This is a genomic window from Streptacidiphilus sp. MAP12-16, from assembly GCF_041262165.1.
Classification (GTDB): domain Bacteria; phylum Actinomycetota; class Actinomycetes; order Streptomycetales; family Streptomycetaceae; genus Streptacidiphilus.
Map to the genome: position 1 here is coordinate 216051 of NZ_JBGCBY010000003.1, position 16123 is coordinate 232173.

At 71.9% G+C, this 16123-nt stretch carries 13 protein-coding genes; 7 read left to right on the forward strand and 6 right to left on the reverse strand.

The genetic code is table 11. The annotated features are described in order from the left end of the window. The first annotated feature begins 1 nt into the window (after nt 1). On the forward strand, nt 2-523 hold the full coding sequence (locus ABIA33_RS04875; protein ID WP_370077425.1) for a nitroreductase/quinone reductase family protein: 522 nt from the start codon (nt 2-4) through the stop codon (nt 521-523). A gap of 188 nt (nt 524-711) precedes the next feature. Here the strand turns inward: ABIA33_RS04875 and ABIA33_RS04880 are convergent, their stop codons facing one another. Both ABIA33_RS04880 and ABIA33_RS04885 read right to left on the reverse strand, forming a co-directional pair. After that, a complete protein-coding gene (locus ABIA33_RS04880; protein ID WP_370077428.1) occupies nt 712-1359 on the reverse strand; it encodes a TetR/AcrR family transcriptional regulator in 648 nt (215 codons plus the stop codon). 58 nt (nt 1360-1417) lie between these two features. Then, nucleotides 1418-2761 carry a class I SAM-dependent methyltransferase gene (locus tag ABIA33_RS04885; protein ID WP_370077430.1) on the reverse strand — a complete coding sequence of 448 codons (1344 nt, stop codon included), beginning with the start codon at nt 2759-2761 and terminating at the stop codon, nt 1418-1420. 281 nt (nt 2762-3042) lie between these two features. On the opposite strand from ABIA33_RS04885, the gene ABIA33_RS04890 reads away from it, so the two are divergent. After that, nucleotides 3043-5613 carry a PQQ-binding-like beta-propeller repeat protein gene (locus ABIA33_RS04890; RefSeq protein ID WP_370077433.1) on the forward strand — a complete coding sequence of 857 codons (2571 nt, stop codon included), beginning with the start codon at nt 3043-3045 and terminating at the stop codon, nt 5611-5613. 75 nt (nt 5614-5688) lie between these two features. On the opposite strand, the gene galE is transcribed toward ABIA33_RS04890, so the two are convergent. The 3 genes from galE to ABIA33_RS04905 are packed head-to-tail and all read right to left on the reverse strand — an operon-like array spanning nt 5689 to nt 8377. After that, a complete protein-coding gene (galE, locus tag ABIA33_RS04895) occupies nt 5689-6657 on the reverse strand; it encodes a UDP-glucose 4-epimerase GalE (protein ID WP_370077435.1) in 969 nt (322 codons plus the stop codon). Nucleotides 6658-6713: 56 nt separating this feature from the next. Further along, nucleotides 6714-7223: a Zn-ribbon domain-containing OB-fold protein gene (locus tag ABIA33_RS04900; protein ID WP_370077437.1), complete on the reverse strand. Its 510-nt coding sequence runs from the start codon at nt 7221-7223 to the stop codon at nt 6714-6716. A gap of 11 nt (nt 7224-7234) precedes the next feature. Then, nucleotides 7235-8377 carry a lipid-transfer protein gene (locus ABIA33_RS04905; protein ID WP_370077439.1) on the reverse strand — a complete coding sequence of 381 codons (1143 nt, stop codon included), beginning with the start codon at nt 8375-8377 and terminating at the stop codon, nt 7235-7237. A 130-nt stretch (nt 8378-8507) separates the two neighbouring features. Here ABIA33_RS04905 and ABIA33_RS04910 point away from each other — a divergent pair, with 130 nt between their 5' ends. The 3 genes from ABIA33_RS04910 (at nt 8508) to ABIA33_RS04920 (ending at nt 13732) form a co-directional block, all read left to right on the forward strand. Next, complete coding sequence (locus ABIA33_RS04910) at nt 8508-10133, forward strand: FadD3 family acyl-CoA ligase (protein ID WP_370077441.1); 1626 nt, start codon at nt 8508-8510, stop codon at nt 10131-10133. A gap of 93 nt (nt 10134-10226) precedes the next feature. Then, complete coding sequence (locus ABIA33_RS04915; RefSeq protein ID WP_370077444.1) at nt 10227-11546, forward strand: glycosyltransferase; 1320 nt, start codon at nt 10227-10229, stop codon at nt 11544-11546. Next, nucleotides 11543-13732 carry an ArnT family glycosyltransferase gene (locus ABIA33_RS04920; protein WP_370077446.1) on the forward strand — a complete coding sequence of 730 codons (2190 nt, stop codon included), beginning with the start codon at nt 11543-11545 and terminating at the stop codon, nt 13730-13732. Before ABIA33_RS04915 ends, ABIA33_RS04920 begins: the two co-directional genes overlap by 4 nt. 120 nt (nt 13733-13852) lie before the next feature. Here the strand turns inward: ABIA33_RS04920 and ABIA33_RS04925 are convergent, their stop codons facing one another. Then, nucleotides 13853-14614, reverse strand: coding sequence for a phosphatase PAP2 family protein (locus tag ABIA33_RS04925; RefSeq protein WP_370077448.1), 762 nt, complete (start codon nt 14612-14614; stop codon nt 13853-13855). 311 nt (nt 14615-14925) lie between these two features. Between ABIA33_RS04925 and ABIA33_RS04930 the strand changes: the two genes are divergently transcribed. Beyond that, a complete protein-coding gene (locus tag ABIA33_RS04930; RefSeq protein WP_370077451.1) occupies nt 14926-15897 on the forward strand; it encodes a sigma-70 family RNA polymerase sigma factor in 972 nt (323 codons plus the stop codon). A gap of 29 nt (nt 15898-15926) precedes the next feature. Next, nucleotides 15927-16109, forward strand: coding sequence for a hypothetical protein (locus ABIA33_RS04935; RefSeq protein ID WP_370077453.1), 183 nt, complete (start codon nt 15927-15929; stop codon nt 16107-16109). Nucleotides 16110-16123 lie beyond the last annotated feature (14 nt).

Below are 16123 nucleotides of genomic sequence, written 5' to 3' on the forward strand. Positions count from 1 at the left end.
CATGGCGACAGCGACCCCCCGACCGCCACGCTCCCGCCAGGAGGCCGTCATCCAGAAGGTGTCCTCCTCGGTGACCTTCGCCAGGATCGCGCCGCACCTGCTGCCTCGGCTGGACAAGGCGGTGCACCGGGTCAGCGGCGGCAAGGTGATGCTCAGCCAGTACATGCTGCCGTCGCTGTTCCTGACGACGACAGGTCGCCGCAGCGGCGAGCCGCGAGTGGCGCCGCTCGCCTGCCTGCCCGAGGTCGGCGGCACCTTCCTGGTGGTCGGCAGCAACTTCGGCCGCACCGACCACCCCGCCTGGACCGGCAACCTGCTCGGCAGGCCCGAGGCGCTGGTGGAGCACAAGGGCCGGAAGGTCCAGGTCACGGCCCGGCTGCTGGAGGGAGAGGAACGCGCCGAGGCGTGGGCGGCGCTGCTGCGGATGTGGCCCCCGTACGCCACGTACCAGGCCAGGATCGACCGGCAGATCCGCGTCTTCCGGCTGTTCCCGCAAGCGGCGGAGGAGCGCGCCGGGGCGTAAGCGAAGGGCGGTCCTCCCGTGAAGGGAGGACCGCCCTTGAGTGGACGTGGGAGCGAGACTCATACCGGTGTACCTCCCCCGAGGTACGCCCGACACCGTGGAGCCGGCCCCGGCCGGACAGGCGGCCGGGGTGCATCCCTGGGCTGGTGCTGACGGGTACTGACGTGTGCTGGCTGGTGCTGGGTCCGCTACTTGGGCGGCTTCTTTCCGGTCATACCGAGGTAGACCAGGAGGGCCAGGTTGGGCTTGAGCTCCTTGGCTTTGACGCCCCAGGAGTCGAAGCCCTTCTGGTGCTCCGCGACGGCGGCCAGCATGGCCACCAGAGAGCCGGCGACAGCCGGTGCGCTGACCGACTTGTCCGCCTTCCCAGTTTCCTGGAGGGCTTTCAGGGAGTCGGTGAGCGAGTTGGTCACGGCGTTGAGGATCTTCATGCGGATCTTGAAGAACCGCTTGTCCCCTTCCGCCGATCCCAACGTCACCACACGCAGGATGGCCTCGTTGTCGCGCCAGAAGTTGAGGAAGCCGTCAACCAGCTCCTCAGCCGTCTGGTAGCCGGCCTTGCCGGCCCACGACTTCTCGGCGACCAGGTCCTTGAGGGCGGCGCCTTCCCGGGCCATACTGTCCGCGATCTCGAGGACAGCGCCCTCGACGTCGGGGAAGTACTGGTAGAACGTTGCGGGGGAGGTACCCGCCATCCGGGCGACGTCGATGACCTTGACGTCCCGGTAGGGCGATGTGCTGAGCATCTCGCTAAGGCATTCGAGCAGCTTCTGCCGCGTCGCCTGCCCGCGTCGCCCGGCGACACGCCCGTCGACGGTGCGAACTTGTCCTGTCATGCCGTCAGTTTACCGTGGCAAGATCTCCGCGCTATTCGGCAGTCAGTTGAATGGTCCGTCAGACTGACGGACCGGTGGATTCGCCGGCCGTCGCCCCGAGCCACTCGGCCCTGGTGGGGGGCAGGCCGCTGCCGCCGTCAGAACCGGTGCGCACGGCCAGGATCTGGTTCACGCCGATCCGGTTCTGCTCGAAGGCCAGCGCCGAGGCCGCCATGTAGAGCCGCCACACCCGGGCCCGGCCCAGCGTCGACAGCTTCACCGCCCGGTCCCAGTCGCTCTCCAGGTTGGCGACCCAGGCACGCAGCGTCAGCGCGTAGTGCTCGCGCAGTGACTCCAGGTCGCGGACCTCGAATCCCGCCTCCTCCAGCAGGCTGACGGTGTTGCCGACGGGGGAGAGGTCGCCGTCGGGGAAGACGTACGCGTGGATGAACGGACTCATCCGGTACGACTCTCCGGGGAGGTTGGGGCGGCGCGCGATCTGGTGGTTCAGCAGCCGCCCGCCCGGCGCCAGCAGACCGAACAGCACCGCGGCATAGCGTCGGAACTGCTCCGTACCGACGTGCTCGGCCATGCCGACGCTGGCGATCGCGTCGTACGGGCCGTCGTCGACCTCGCGGTAGTCCTGCAGCCGGATCGTCAGCCGGTCGGACAGCCCGGCCTCGCCGATCCGCTGCTGCGCGCCCCGCGCCTGCTCGCCGGACAGGGTGATGCCGGTCCCGTGCACGCCGTAGTGCTCCGCGGCGTGCAGCAGCAGCGACCCCCAGCCGCAGCCCACGTCGAGCAGCCGCATGCCGGGACGCAGGCTCAGCTTGCGGCAGATCAGATCGAGCTTGGCCTCCTGCGCCTGCTCCAGGCTGGTCGTGCCGGTCGGCCAGTAGGCGCAGGAGTAGACCATCGACGGGCCGAGGACCAGCCGGTAGAAGTCGTTCCCCACGTCGTAGTGGTGACTGATGGCCTTGCGGTCCCGCAGCAGCGAGTGTCGGCTCCCGGTCAGCTTCTGACGGGTGGCCTCCTCCGGCGGCAGTGGCGGCCTCGGGCCGATCATGCCGGTGCCCACCGCGGTGCGCAGAAGCCGGCGGCCCTGCGGGCCGAAGAGGTCCCTCGGGTGCGCGCGCAGGGTGAACGACTGGGTCTGCTCGGTCAGCCGCGCCAGGGAGCCCAGCACGTCGTAGAGGTCGCTGTCCGGGGCCACCTCCAGGTCGCCCGAGACATAGGCCCGGGCCAGGCCCAGCTCGTCCGGACGCCAGAGCAGGTGCCGGAGCGCCCGCCGGTTGCGCAGTACCAGCACGGGCGCGCCGGCCGGCCCGGCCTCCGTGCCGTCCCAGGTCCGGAGCCTGAGCGGAAGCTCCGCCCCGAGCAGTTCCTCCAGTACGGGGACAAGCTGCCCCGCCGTATCAGCCATGTCACGCCTCCTCTGCGCCGCTGCCACCGCCGGACACGTCAGATCGTCAATCTAACGCTCTTGCACCGATTTTTGGATCAGGCAGGCGACACGGCCGAAAGCCGCCCCACGCATGGCGTACTGAGTGGGGGCCGGAGCCGGGCCGGGCGGGGTGGAGCGGGGCCGGGCCGGAGGACGGGAACGATTCTTCGGGGCGGGTTGGCCCCGGCACGGGTCGACGTTGGACAATCAGGCGCAGCGAACCATGCGCGGTCCAGGCGCGTACGTGGCATGACGGGGAGGTGGCTGAGGACGTGGACCAGCTGACGGCGCACGATCCCAGGCGGATCGGGCCCTTCGAGGTGCTCGGACGCCTCGGAGCGGGCGGAATGGGCCTGGTCTACCTCGCCCGGTCCTCGGCGGGGCGCCGGGTCGCGATCAAGACCGTGCGGGCGGAGCTGGCCGAAGATCAGCTGTTCCGGGTGCGCTTCGCCCGCGAGATCGCGGCCGCACGCACCGTCAGCGGCTTCTACACCGCCGCCGTGGTGGACGCGGACGCCGACGCGCCCGTGCCCTGGCTGGCCACTGCCTACATTCCCGCACCCTCGCTGGAGGACCTGGTCGCCGAGTGCGGTCCGATGCCCGTCGACGCGGTGCGCTGGCTGGTCGCCGGGACGGCGGAGGCGCTTCAGTCGATCCACGCCGCCGGGCTGGTCCACCGCGACCTCAAGCCGTCCAACGTCCTGGTCACCGAGGACGGACCGCGGGTCATCGACTTCGGCATCGCGGCCGGGGTCTCCCACACCCGGCTCACCATGACGAACGTCGCGGTGGGCACCCCCGCGTACATGTCGCCGGAGCAGGCCCGCGACAGCCGGAGCGTCACCGGTGCCAGCGACGTGTTCTCGCTGGGATCGCTGCTGGTCTTCGCGGCCACCGGACATGCGCCGTACCACGGGTCGAACCCGGTGGAGACGGTCTTCATGCTGCTCCGCGAGGCCCCTGACCTGTCCGGCCTGGCGCCGGACCTGGCTCCGCTGGTCAAGGCCTGTATGCGTCCCGCGCCGGAGCGGCGGCTGACGCCGGCGCAGATCCAGGCCGAGCTGGCGCCGCACCTCTTCTCCAACGGCGACGGGGACGACGACTCGCGGGACTGGCTGCCACCGGTCGCACTGGAGCTGATCGACCGTCGGCGCGGGCGGCGCGGCAGCGCTGCCCCGTCCGCGGTCGCCGGGTACCCGGGCGGGTTGGCGGCGGCCGGTGCGGGCCCCGGGCCAGGGTTGCAGTCCGCCCCGGCCCATCTGCCGGTAGCGGCGCCCGCTCCGGTACCGGCTCCCGCCGCCGCTGCCCCGGTCAGCCTCGATCCGCGGACCTCGCACCCCGCGCCCGGGGCCTCCCCCTCGGCCCCGTCCGCTGCTCCGCCCGACGAGCACCCGCCGACCAAGAAGGTCTACCCGGGCGGGAGCCGCCGGCACGCCGGAGCGGCGGACGTCGAGGCCCTCCACCCCGGGGGCCACCCCGCGGCTCGGCCCGGAGCCGCCGCGGCCAATCTCACCGCCCCCAACCCGGTGGTGCAACTGGTCGGCGGCTCGGTCGCGATCGGTCCAGGCGTCAGAGCGGGCGAGCACGGCGGCCAGGCACAGGGCGACCCGGTGCCGCCCCCCGGCACCGGCTGGGTGCGCCGGGTCCCGCAGCAGGGCGAGCCGTCGGCGTCGTCCTCGGCGTCGTCCTCCACGCCGTCAGCACCGGTGTCGTCGGCCGCGCCGCCCACAACCAGCTCGCGCTGGCGACCCTGGCGCTTCCGCATGTCCAACGACGTCTGGGGCACGCCGCAGGTCAGCGGCGGTGTCCTCTACATCACCAGCTTCGAGGTGCACGCCCTCGACATCGCGACCGGGCGCCGCCGCTTCAAGTCCCTCGACGTGGCCTGGGCCATGTCCGTGGCCGACGGCCAGGTCCACGCCGCCGACGGCCCCAACCTGTTCACCCTCTCCGCCGACGACGGCGCCGAGCGCTGGCGCACCCAGCTCGACGGCTGGACCTACTCCCTCGACACCGGCGGCGGCGCTCTGGTGGCGGGGACCCGCGGCGGCGGAGTCCAGGTGCGCTCCGCGATCGACGGCAGCCCGATGTGGCAGGCCGGGGACGCACAGCAGGAGTACGAGAGCCAGCAGTCGGGCCCCTGCGTGGTCGGTGACTCGGTGTACTACTACGGTGGCGGCCGGCTGCGCGCGGCCGACCTGACGACGGGCCACCCGCGCTGGTCGTACCCGGTCGGCGAGGACGTCCCGTCCCGACCCGTGCTGCGTCACGGTGTGCTGTACGTCACCTCGGGTGCCCGGGTGCTGGCCCTCGACGAGGCGAGCGGCGCCGAGCGCTGGCGCTTCGACGCCCCGGTGGTGCTGTTCACCCCGCCGACGCCGGACGAGCAGGGCGGCGTGTTCGTCGCCGACTACCTCGGCGCGGTCTTCGCCCTGGACGCAGCCACCGGCGCTCTGCGCTGGCGGGCCCGCACGGGTGGCCGCCAGGGCGTGGACCCGGTGGTCCTGGCCGACGGTGCGGTGCTGGTCGGCAGCGCCGACACGGTGTACGCCTTCGACGCCCGCCAGGGCGGCGAGCTCTGGCGCTACAGCGCGCGCGGCGAGCTGACCGGGGCCCCGGCCGCCGCCGGCGGGCTGGTCCACCTGGGCAGCAGGGACCACTCCCTGCACACCCTGGAGCTGGCCTCAGGCCGCCTGCGCTGGAAGCTCGACACCGGTGGCGAGATCACCGGATCCCCGGTCGCCGCCGACGGCAGGGTCTTCGCCTGCAGTAAGGACCGCTGCGTCTACGCCCTCGACGCCGCCCGGGGCACGGCGACCGCCCGCGACTGAACTCGGCCGGACCGCCCCTGCCGGACCGCCCCTGCCCGTCCGGGGCCTGCCGGTCCGGGGCCTGCCGGGCTTGGCCTACGGGTGCCGCAGCTGCCAGCCGGCCCAGGCGGAGGTGATCATGTCCTCCAGGTCGTGCTCGGCGGTCCAGCCCAGCTCCTTGGCGATGAGCTCCGCCGACGCGACGACGCGGGCCGGGTCGCCCGGCCGTCGGGCGACGATCTCGCCACTCGCGTCGAGTCCGGTGACCCGGCCGATGACGTCGAGCATCTCGCGGACGGACACACCCTCACCGCGGCCGATGTTGAGAACGAGTTCGGTGCCGTCCGGGTCGGCCTCCAGCCGGCGGACGGCGGCGACATGGGCGGTGGCGATGTCGGCGACGTGGATGTAGTCGCGGACGCAGGTGCCGTCCGGGGTGGGGTAGTCCGCTCCGAAGACCAGCGGCGGCTTCCCGGCGCTGAGCCGCTCGAAGACCATCGGGACCAGGTTGAAGATGCCGGGGTCGCCCAGTTCGGGGGTGGCCGCACCGGCCACGTTGAAGTAGCGCAGGGACACCGTCCCCATGCCGTGTGCGCGCCCGGCGGCGCGTACCAGCCACTCGCCGACGAGCTTGGTCTCGCCGTACGGGCTCATCGGCGCGCAGGGTGTGCTCTCGGTGACCGTGTCCACGTCCGGCATCCCGTACACGGCGGCGGAGGACGAGAGCAGGAAACGCCGCAGGCCCGCGTCAGCCGCCGCGGCCAGGACCACCCGCAGGCCCTCGACGTTCTCGTGGTAGTAGCGCAGCGGCTGCTCGACCGACTCGCCGACCTGCTTCTTGGCGGCGATGTGCAGCACGCCGGTGATCCCGTGGTCGGTCAGAACACGGTCGAGCAGGGGGCGGTCGAGCGTCGAGCCGACGACGAGCGGGACCTCGGCCGGAAGCCGCTCCCGATCGCCGGTGCTGAGGTCGTCCAGGACGACGACGGCGCGGCCGTCCTCGACCATGGCGCGCACGACATGCGCCCCGATGAAGCCTGCTCCGCCTGTGATCAGCCACGTCATGCGGAGCATCGTACCGGGCGGAACCAAGACCGGTCGGTCTGAGGGCACGGCCGGCGTCACCCGGTGAGCAGGGCCCAGCGGGGCACGGCGACGCCGGGTGCGACGGTCTGGAACACAGCCTGCACCGGTGCGCCGATCCGCAGCCGGGAGGTCGGCACCGCGTTCCACGGGGCGTCCGGGCGGCGCACGGACGGGATGAGCGTCCCGACGAGGCGGATGCCGGGGTCGTCGTCCAGTTCGACCACGGCGACGGGGTACGGGGCGAACTCGGCGTAGGCGGGGAGCAGCGGTGGGTGCGCGATGACGAAGGACCAGATCCGTGCGCGCCCGGAGGTCGGCTGCCAGTCGTCCGCGAAGCTGTGGCAGCGCGGGCAGCAGGGCCGGGGCGGGAAGCGCCGCAGCCCGCAGTCGGCGCAGGCCTGGACGCGCAGTTCGCCGCGCAGCGCGTACTGCCAGAAGGGCTCGCCGTCGGCGTCCGGCCAGGGCAGCAGCAGGCCGTCCGCGAGGCCCCCGGCGGAGTTGACCGCCTCGGTGACGGTGACGCTTCCGGCGACGGATGGCGGCATCTGTGACTCCTTCAGGTGCGCAGCAGCAGGGCTGAGGTGGGGACGCCCTCCCCGGCGGTGACCAGACAGGTCGCGGCGTCGGGAACCTGTGCGGTGGAGGTGCCGCGGAGTTGCCGAACGCCCTCGTTGATCAGGTTGAACCCGTGCACGTACCCCTCGGAGAGGCCGCCGCCCGCGGTGTTGATCGGCAGCCGGCCGCCGAGTTCCAGCGCCCCGCCCTCGGTGAAGGCCGCGCCCTCGCCGCGCCCGCAGAATCCGTAGCCCTCCAGCGAGAGCGGGATCAACGGGGTGAAGGCGTCGTAGATCTGCGCGACGTCGACCTCGTGCGGGCTCAGGTCGGCGGTCTTCCACAGCTGCCGGGCGGCGGTCCAGGCGGGGCCGGTCAGCGGGTCGTCGTTCCAGTAGTTGACCATGCCGTGGTGCTGCGCGGGCAGACCCTGCGCGGCGGAGTGGACGTACACCGGGGTACGGCGGCAGTCGCGTGCGCGCTCGGCGCCGACGACCACGCAGGCCAGCGCGCCGTCCGTCTCCAGGCAGTTGTCGTAGAGACACAGCGGCTCGGAGATCCAGCGCGAGTCCATGTACATCTCCCGGGTCAGCGGCCGGTCGTACATGACCGCTTCCGGGTTCTGGTTGGCGCGGTTGCGGCAGGCCAGGGCGACGTTGAAGAGGTGGTCCCGGGTCGCGCCGTACTCGTGCATGTAGCGGCGGGCGAGCATGGCGATCTCGTCGGCCGGGCGGAGCAGCCCGAACGGGCGGGTCCACTGCGCGGGAGTGGGCAGTTGCACGCTGGTGTTGGTCCAGGGCCGGATGCCCGAGCCGCGCTTCCGTGCCCGCCAGGCGACGCCGACGGCGGCCTGCCCGGTGGCGATGGCCATGGCGAGGTGGGCGACGGTGGCACAGGAACCGCCGCCGCCGAAACCGGTCCGGCTGAAGAAGGTGATGTCGCCGGCGCCGATGGACTTGGCGAGCTCGACCTCGTCGGTCTCCTCCATGGTGTATGAGGCGAGGGCGTCGACCTCGGCGGGGTCGATTCCGGCGTCGTCGAGGGCGGCCAGCACGGCTCGGCAGGCGAGGGTCTTCTCGGACTCGTCGAGGCGCTTGGCGAAGCGGGTCTGTCCGATGCCGACGATCGCCGTACGGTCCTTGAGCATGGATTCCCCCGAGCGCCGCGAATCTGACGTCCCGTCAGAATAGGTGGCAGGAGTCTTGGCCGGAAGTCCGCAGCCGTTCTAATCTGACGAGACGTCATGCGGGCGTGATGGCCTACGAGCGGAGGGTGCCGTGCGAGGGGACCTGGAGTGGGGCACGATCCCGCGGCTGGTGCGGGCGGCGGCCGCCCGCCACGGCGAGAGCGAGGCCGTGGTCGGGCCGCGCACCCGGCTGAGCTACCGCGAGCTGGGCGTACGGGTCGAACGCGCCGCCGCCGCCGTCATGGCGGCCGGCGTCAGGCCCGGCGACCGGGTCGCGATCTGGGCTCCCAACACCCCGGACTACGTCGTCGCCGCGCTCGGGGCGGTCACCGCAGGGGGCGTACTCGTCCCCCTGGGCACCCGGCTCAAGGGCGCCGAGGCCGTCGAGCTGCTCGGCCGCACCCGAGCCGAACTGCTCTTCGTCACCGACGCCTTCCTCGGGGTCAGCTATGTCAGCGCGCTGCGGGCGGCAGCGGGGGGCACCGGGCGCCGGACACCGCTGCGCGACCTTCCCGAGCTGCGCACCGCCGTCGTCCTCGGCGAGCGGAGCGAAGCCGGAGCGGGATTCCAGCACTGGCGCGGCTTCCTCGCCGCCGCCGGGGACGTCCCGGAGCGGGCGGTCCGCGAGCGCGCCGACGCCGTCAAACCCGACGACCCCGCCGACATCATGTTCACCTCCGGGACCACCGGTCGTGCCAAGGGCGCCGTCACCACCCACGCCCAGTCCCTGCGTGCCTTCTCCACCTGGGCCGACATCGCCGGACTCACCGAGGGCGACCGCTACCTGGTGGTCAACCCCTTCACCCACACCTTCGGCTACAAGGCCGGAGTCCTCGCCGCACTGATGCGCGGGGCGACGATCCTGCCGCAGCCCGTCTTCGACGCCGAGGCCGTGCTCGCCAAGGTCTCCGCCGAGAAGGTCACCGTGCTGCCCGGCGCGCCCACCGTCTACCAGTCGCTGCTGGACCACCCGGCCCGCGCCGGGTACGACCTGCGCTCGCTGCGGCTCGCCGTGACGGGCGCGGCCGTGGTCCCGCTGGAACTGGTCACCCGCATCCGCGAGGAGCTGGGTTTCCGCTCCGTCCTCACCGCGTACGGCCTCACCGAGTCCTGCGGACTGGTCACCATGTGCCGCCGCGGCGACGACCCCGGACTGATCGCCGCCACCTCCGGCCGCGCCGTCTCCGGCGTGACCGTCCGCATCGCCGAGGCCGGCCAGGAGGGCGCCGACGGCAAGGAGCTGCCCGTCGGCACCCCCGGTGAGGTGCAGGTACGCGGCTACACGGTGATGCGCGAGTACTTCGAGGACCCGGACGAGACCGAGGCCGCGTTCACCAGCGACGGCTGGCTGCGCACCGGCGACATCGGCATGCTCGATGACGAGGGCAACCTGCGGATCACCGACCGGCTCAAGGACATGTTCACCGTCGGCGGCTTCAACGCCTACCCCGCCGAGATCGAGCGGGTGCTCGCCCGGCACCCCCTGGTCGCGGACGTGGCGGTGGTCGGCGTCCCGGACCCGCGCCTCGGCGAGGTCGGCAAGGCGTTCGTCGTACCGAGCCGCCCTCCCGAGGCGGACGCGGGCGGAGAGCTGATCGCCTGGTCCCGGCGCGAGATGGCCAACTACAAGGTGCCGCGCGAGGTCGCTTTCGTCACCGAGCTGCCCCGCAACGCCTCGGGAAAAGTACTGAAGGGACAGCTGCGCCCGCCGAGCTGACGGCTGCGGCCCGGGCACCGTTCGGCCGGACTCTCACCTCCGCCCTATGTCGGGCACAGCTTCCGCACAGCGCGGTGGCCAACGGTGTCTGTCATGAGCCAAACGACAGCGCTGGCGGGACAGCCCGCCCTTCAGGCCACTGCGCCGGCCCGCGCCCGCCTGGTCGAGATCGTCGTCCCCGTCTACAACGAGGAGCACGTCCTCGCCCAGAGTGTCCGGCGGCTGCACGCCTACCTGGTCGAGAACTTCCCGTACCGCTTCCAGATCACCATCGCCGACAACGCCAGCACCGACACGACCTGGCAGGTCGCCGACGCCCTCGCCGCCGAGCTGCCGGACGTCCGTGTGGTCCATCTCGACCAGAAGGGACGCGGTCGGGCGCTGCGCCACGTCTGGGGTACCAGCGACGCCGACGTCGTCAGCTACATGGACGTGGACCTCTCCACCGGCCTCGACGCCTTCCTGCCACTGGTCGCACCGCTGCTCTCCGGTCACAGCGACCTGGCCATCGGCAGCCGCCTGCACCGCGGCTCGGCGGTCGTCCGCGGCCCCAAGCGCGAGTTCATCTCCCGCACCTACAACCTGATGCTGCGGACCACTCTCGCGGCGAAGTTCTCCGACGCCCAGTGCGGCTTCAAGGCCGGACGCACGGACGTGGTCAAGGCCCTGCTGGACTCCGTCGAGGACCAGACCTGGTTCTTCGACACCGAGCTGCTGCTGCTCGCCGAGCGCAGCGGCCTGCGGATCCACGAGGTCCCGGTCGACTGGGTCGACGACCCCGACAGCCGCGTCGACATCGTCCGGACCGTCAAGGACGACCTCAAGGGCATGTGGAGGGTCGCCCGCAAGGCCCTGTCCGGGGCCACCCGCCTGCCGGTGCCGCCCCGCGTCCAGCAGGCCCAGCTGCCACCCGCGATGCGCTGGCAGCTCTCCAGCTTCGCGGTCATCGGCGTCCTCAGCACTGTCGCCTACCTCGCGCTCTATCTCGTCCTGCGTCAACTCACGCCCGCCGTCGTGGCCAACGGGCTTTCCCTCTTCGTCACCGCGATCGCCAACACCGCCGCCAACCGGCGCTTCACCTTTGGCGTGACCGGATCGAGGGACGCGCTCAAGCACCAGGTCGAGGGCGGCATCGCCTTCCTGATCGGCCTGGTGCTCAGTACCGCGACCCTCGCCGTGGTCAAGGCCGCCGCCCCCGGTGCCTCGCACCTCGCCGAACTCGCCGCGCTGGTCGGGGCGAACGCTCTCGCCACCGTCGTGCGCTTCCTGCTGATGCGGGTCTGGGTCTTCAACCCGAAACGCCACCAGGCCCGCCACGCAGCCGCCAACTCCCAGCCCAACTTCCACACCTCCCACACCCCCCAGACCTCCCCGACCTCCCAGACCCGGCCCCAGGAGCTGAAGCACCGATGAGCGTCCACGTCTCCTCCCCACCCGCGACCGGCGTCGGCCACGCCAGGCCCGGTGGCCGCTCCTGGCTCCAGCGGCTGTTCCTGGGACGCGAACAGGCCCCGCGCTGGGCCCGACCTGCGCTCTGGGGGATCTTGCTGCTCGCCACCGCCGTCTACGTCTACGGTCTCGGCCAGAACGGCAATGCCAACTCCTACTACTCGGCCGCCGTGCTGAGCGGTACCAAGAGCTGGTCGGCGATGTTCTTCGGCTCGCTCGACTCCGGCAACTTCATCACCGTGGACAAGCCACCCTTCGCGCTGTGGCTGATGGAGCTCTCCTGCCGTGCCTTCGGCTTCGGCACCTGGCAGATGCTGCTGCCCATCGCCGCCTGCGGCATCGCCTCCGTCGGCATCCTCTACAGCGCGGTGCGGCGCAGCTTCGGCCACGCCGCCGCGACCGTCGCCGGGCTCGTCCTCGCCCTCACCCCGATCACCGTCGCGATCACCCGCGACAACAACCCCGACCCGGTGCTGGTGCTGCTCAGCGTCGCCGCCGCCTGGTTCTGCCTGGAGGCGATCCGCAGCGGCAAGCTCCTGCCGCTCGTCTGGAGCGCCGTCCTGGTCGGCTTCGCCTTCAACACCAAGATGCTGCAGGCGTACATCGTCCTGCCCGCCTTCTTCCTCGCCTACGGCTTCGCGGCCAGGGGCGGAGTGTTGAAGCGGGTGCGGAACGTGCTGGTCGCGGGTGTGGCCCTGACGGTCTCCAGCGGCTGGTGGATGGTGGTCGTCGACTCCATTCCCGCGAGCGACCGGCCCTTCATCGGCAGCAGCACCAAGAACACCGTCTGGGACCTGGTCACCGGATACAACGGTCTTGCACGTATCACGGGTAACAACGGCGGAGCGGGTGGCGTCGGGGTAGGGGCCAACTTCGGTGGCGCCTCCGGCGTGGGGCGGCTGTTCAACGACATCCTCGGCGGTCAGATCTCCTGGCTGATCCCCTTCGCCGCGATCGCCCTGGTCGCGGGGATCGTCCTGCGCGGACGCCGTCCGCGCACGGACATGCAGCGCGCCGGATACCTGCTCTGGGGCGGCTGGCTGCTCGTCCACTACGTGACCTTCAGCTTCGCCTCCGGCACTTTCCACCCCTACTACACCACCATGCTCGCCCCCTCCATCGCCGCCCTCGCCGGGGCCGGCGGCACCGCCCTGCTGCGGGCGTTCCGCTCGCGCTCGGTGGCCTGGGTGTGGGTGCTGCCGCTGGCCATCGTGGTCTCGGCGGTGTGGGCGGTCGTACTGCTCCGCCGCACGACGACGTTCGACGCCTGGCTGTGGCCGACGATCGCGGTGCTCGCCGTCGCGGCCGTGGTCTTCCTGCTGGTGGGACGCTTCGGAAAGATCAGCGGGCGGCTGTTCACGGTCGGCGCGGTGGCGGCGCTGGTCGCCCTGCTGGCCGGCCCGGCCTCGTACGCGGCGGAAACGGCCACGGCGGGAAGCACCCAGGGCGTCAACCCGACCGCCGGTCCCTCCACGGGTGGTGGGATGGGCGGCTTCGGCGGCGGCAGGAGCTTCGCGGCCGGAGGCCGCAGCGGTGAGCGCCCGGGCGGCACCCAGGGCGGATTCCCGGGCGGGGCGGGCGGGCAGCTGCCGTCCGGCGCCCGGGGTGCCTCCGGAGGAGCGTCCGGCGGGTCCGGTCAGGGCTTCCCCGGCGGTGCCGGCGGTGGGCTGCCGACCGGTGCCATGCCCGGTGCCGGTGGTACGGCCGCCGGCCGCGCCGCCGGCGGCGGAGGCATCGGCGGCGGCAGAGGCGGTGTCAGCACCGCGCTGCTGAACTACCTGGAGGCGCACCAGAACGGCGCCACCTGGATCGTGGCCACCTCCAGCGCCCAGTCCGCTGCTGAGATCATCCTGCAGAGCGGTGGCAAGGCCGCCATCGGGATGGGCGGCTTCACCGGTAGCGACCCGGCCATGAGCCTGGCTCAGATCAAGGAGTACATCGCCTCCGGCAAGCTGCACTACGTCCTCGTCGGCGGAGGCGGCATGGGCGGTGGTGGCGGCCAGGCCAACGCCGCCGCGACTGCCTACGTCCAGTCCAGCTGCACCGTGGTCAGCCCCTCCGCGTACGGCGCGAGCAGCACCAGTACGACGAGCACCAGCAGCACGGCCGACACGGCCAGTACGCAGAAGCTGTACTACTGCAAGTCATAAGCAGCAAGTCATAAGCAGCACGTCATAAGCGGCAAGTCACAAGCAGGCTGACAGCTCGCCACCACCCGGTACCGGGTGGTGGCGAGCGCGTCCGGCGGCTCGCCCCGGCAGGTCACCGCGTCATTCCGGCGGCGGGGAGGCGGGGTCCGGTGCCGTGGCGGACTGCACCCGGAGCGAGGAGCGCAGCCGCAGCCGACCCAGATCCTGTGCCCGCAGCCCCGGGCGCAGACTCTCGAACGATGCCGCCACTCCGAACAGGACCACTCCGGCCAGCAGCCAGCCGCCGAGCACGTCGCTGGGCCAGTGCACCCCCAGGCCGATCCGGGTCCAGCTCACCGCCAGCACCATCGCGGTGGACGCCACGACAGCGGCCACCCGGCCCCAGCGCTCGGCGTGCGGCCACACCAGCAGAACCAGCAGCGGACACAGCGTCGCGACAGTCATCGCATGACCGGACGGGAACGACCAGCCGGTCGCCTGCGCCACCGGCTGGGGCAGCAACGGCCGAGGCCGGCCCACCAGCTCCTTCACGACGACCTCCAGCAGCGCCTCGACCGCGACCAGCACGGTCGCCCACAGGGCCGTCACCCGGGCTCCACGGAGCCACAGCCACACGATCACCACCGCGAGCAGCACGCGCAGCACGGTCGGCGAGCCGATGTCGGCGACGGTGCGCATGGAAGCCGCCCAGCCCGCCCGGTGCACGGCGGTGGAGTGGAGCCGGAGGACCCAGCGGGAGTCGACGTCCTGAAGGGGCCGCCAGCGGGCCACGACCAGTGCGAGCAGCAGACCGAACGGCAGCAGACAACCCGCGGTGGCAGCCCACAACCTCTCTCTGCGCCGCTGCTCCGCCTGCGCGCCCGCCCTCACGTCGCCGTTCATGTGCCTCACTTTCGTGCCTCCGCGCTGCCGACGCGCGGGGAACCAGGGCCGAGCGGAGAATCGTCTCAGTCGGCATATGGCAGACCGCGTGCCGGCCCGGCGTGTCGGTGCGTATACAGCGCTAGGACGCCCGTCCGTGATCGACCGGACACGCTCCGCAGCATTTGATGAAAAAATCATCAGGATACTGCACGGCGGGAGAAGAAACGCCCCCTTGGGAATGATGTCCGGAATCTGGTCGTTACATCGTTACGAAAGGCAGCCAACGAACGGGCCAGCGAGGCCCGACCCGACTCCGAGAGGGAGTACGCATGGCCACCCGTGCCGTCGTCCGCGACAAGGCCGACCGGACCCGCAACGCGCGTCCGACCAGCGGTGAGGCCGACCGCGATCTCGTCGGCATGTACCTCGACGAGATCGCCCGGACCCCGCTGCTCGACGCCGCCCAGGAAGTCGAGCTCTCCACCCGCATCGAGGCGGGCGTCTTCGCCGAGCACCTCCTGGGCAACGGCGAGGTCGCCGCTGGAGGGAGCGAGGACGAACTGCGCGCGATAGCCGCAGACGGCGCCCGCGCCAAGGACATCTTCATCCGCTCCAACCTGCGCCTCGTCGTGGCGGTCGCCCGCCGCTACCCGCGCAGCGGACTGCCGCTGCTCGACCTGATCCAGGAAGGCAACGCAGGCCTGGTCCGCGCCGTGGAGAAGTTCGACTTCGGCAAGGGCTTCAAGTTCTCCACCTATGCCACCTGGTGGATTCGCCAGGCCATCACCCGTTCCATCGCCGACCAGTCACGCACCATCCGCCTGCCCGTCCACCTCGTCGAGGAGCTGGGCCGGATCCGCCGGGTGCAGCGGGAGAAGTCCAAGGAGCTGGGCCGTGAGGCAGACCACGCCGAGATCGCGGCGGAGCTGGACACCACGGTCGAGCGGATCAAGGACGTCCTGGACTGGGCCCGCGACCCGGTCAGCCTGAACATGACCGTCGACGACGACGGCGAGACGCAGTTCGGCGACCTGGTCGAGGACACTGGCGCGACCTCTCCGGAGGACGCCGTCATGGTGATGCTGCGCCGCGAGGAGCTGGAGGGTCTGATCGGTCGCCTGGACACCCGTACCGCGTCGATCATCCGGTCCCGCTACGGCATGGAGGACGGCCGCGAACGCACCCTCACCGAGGTCGGCAAGCAGCACGGGCTGACCCGCGAGCGCATCCGCCAGATCGAGAAGCACGCACTCGCCGAGCTGCGCAAGATCGCTGACCATGCGGGCTTCGAGGCCGCATGAGCCCCGACGCCGCGCCGTATCCTGACGGGATGGCAGACGACACCGCGGCAGTGCCCGCCGCCGAGGAGAAGAGCCGGCGCCCCGCGCTGGTCTTCGACGACCCCCTGAGCCGGCCGAGCCGCGACGACACCGACTCCGGCTGGGGCGGCGGAGAATCGGGCCGGGACGAGGCCTGGTACCGGCGGGAGACCCCGCCGCACCACGGCAGCTGACGAGCTGTTCAGTC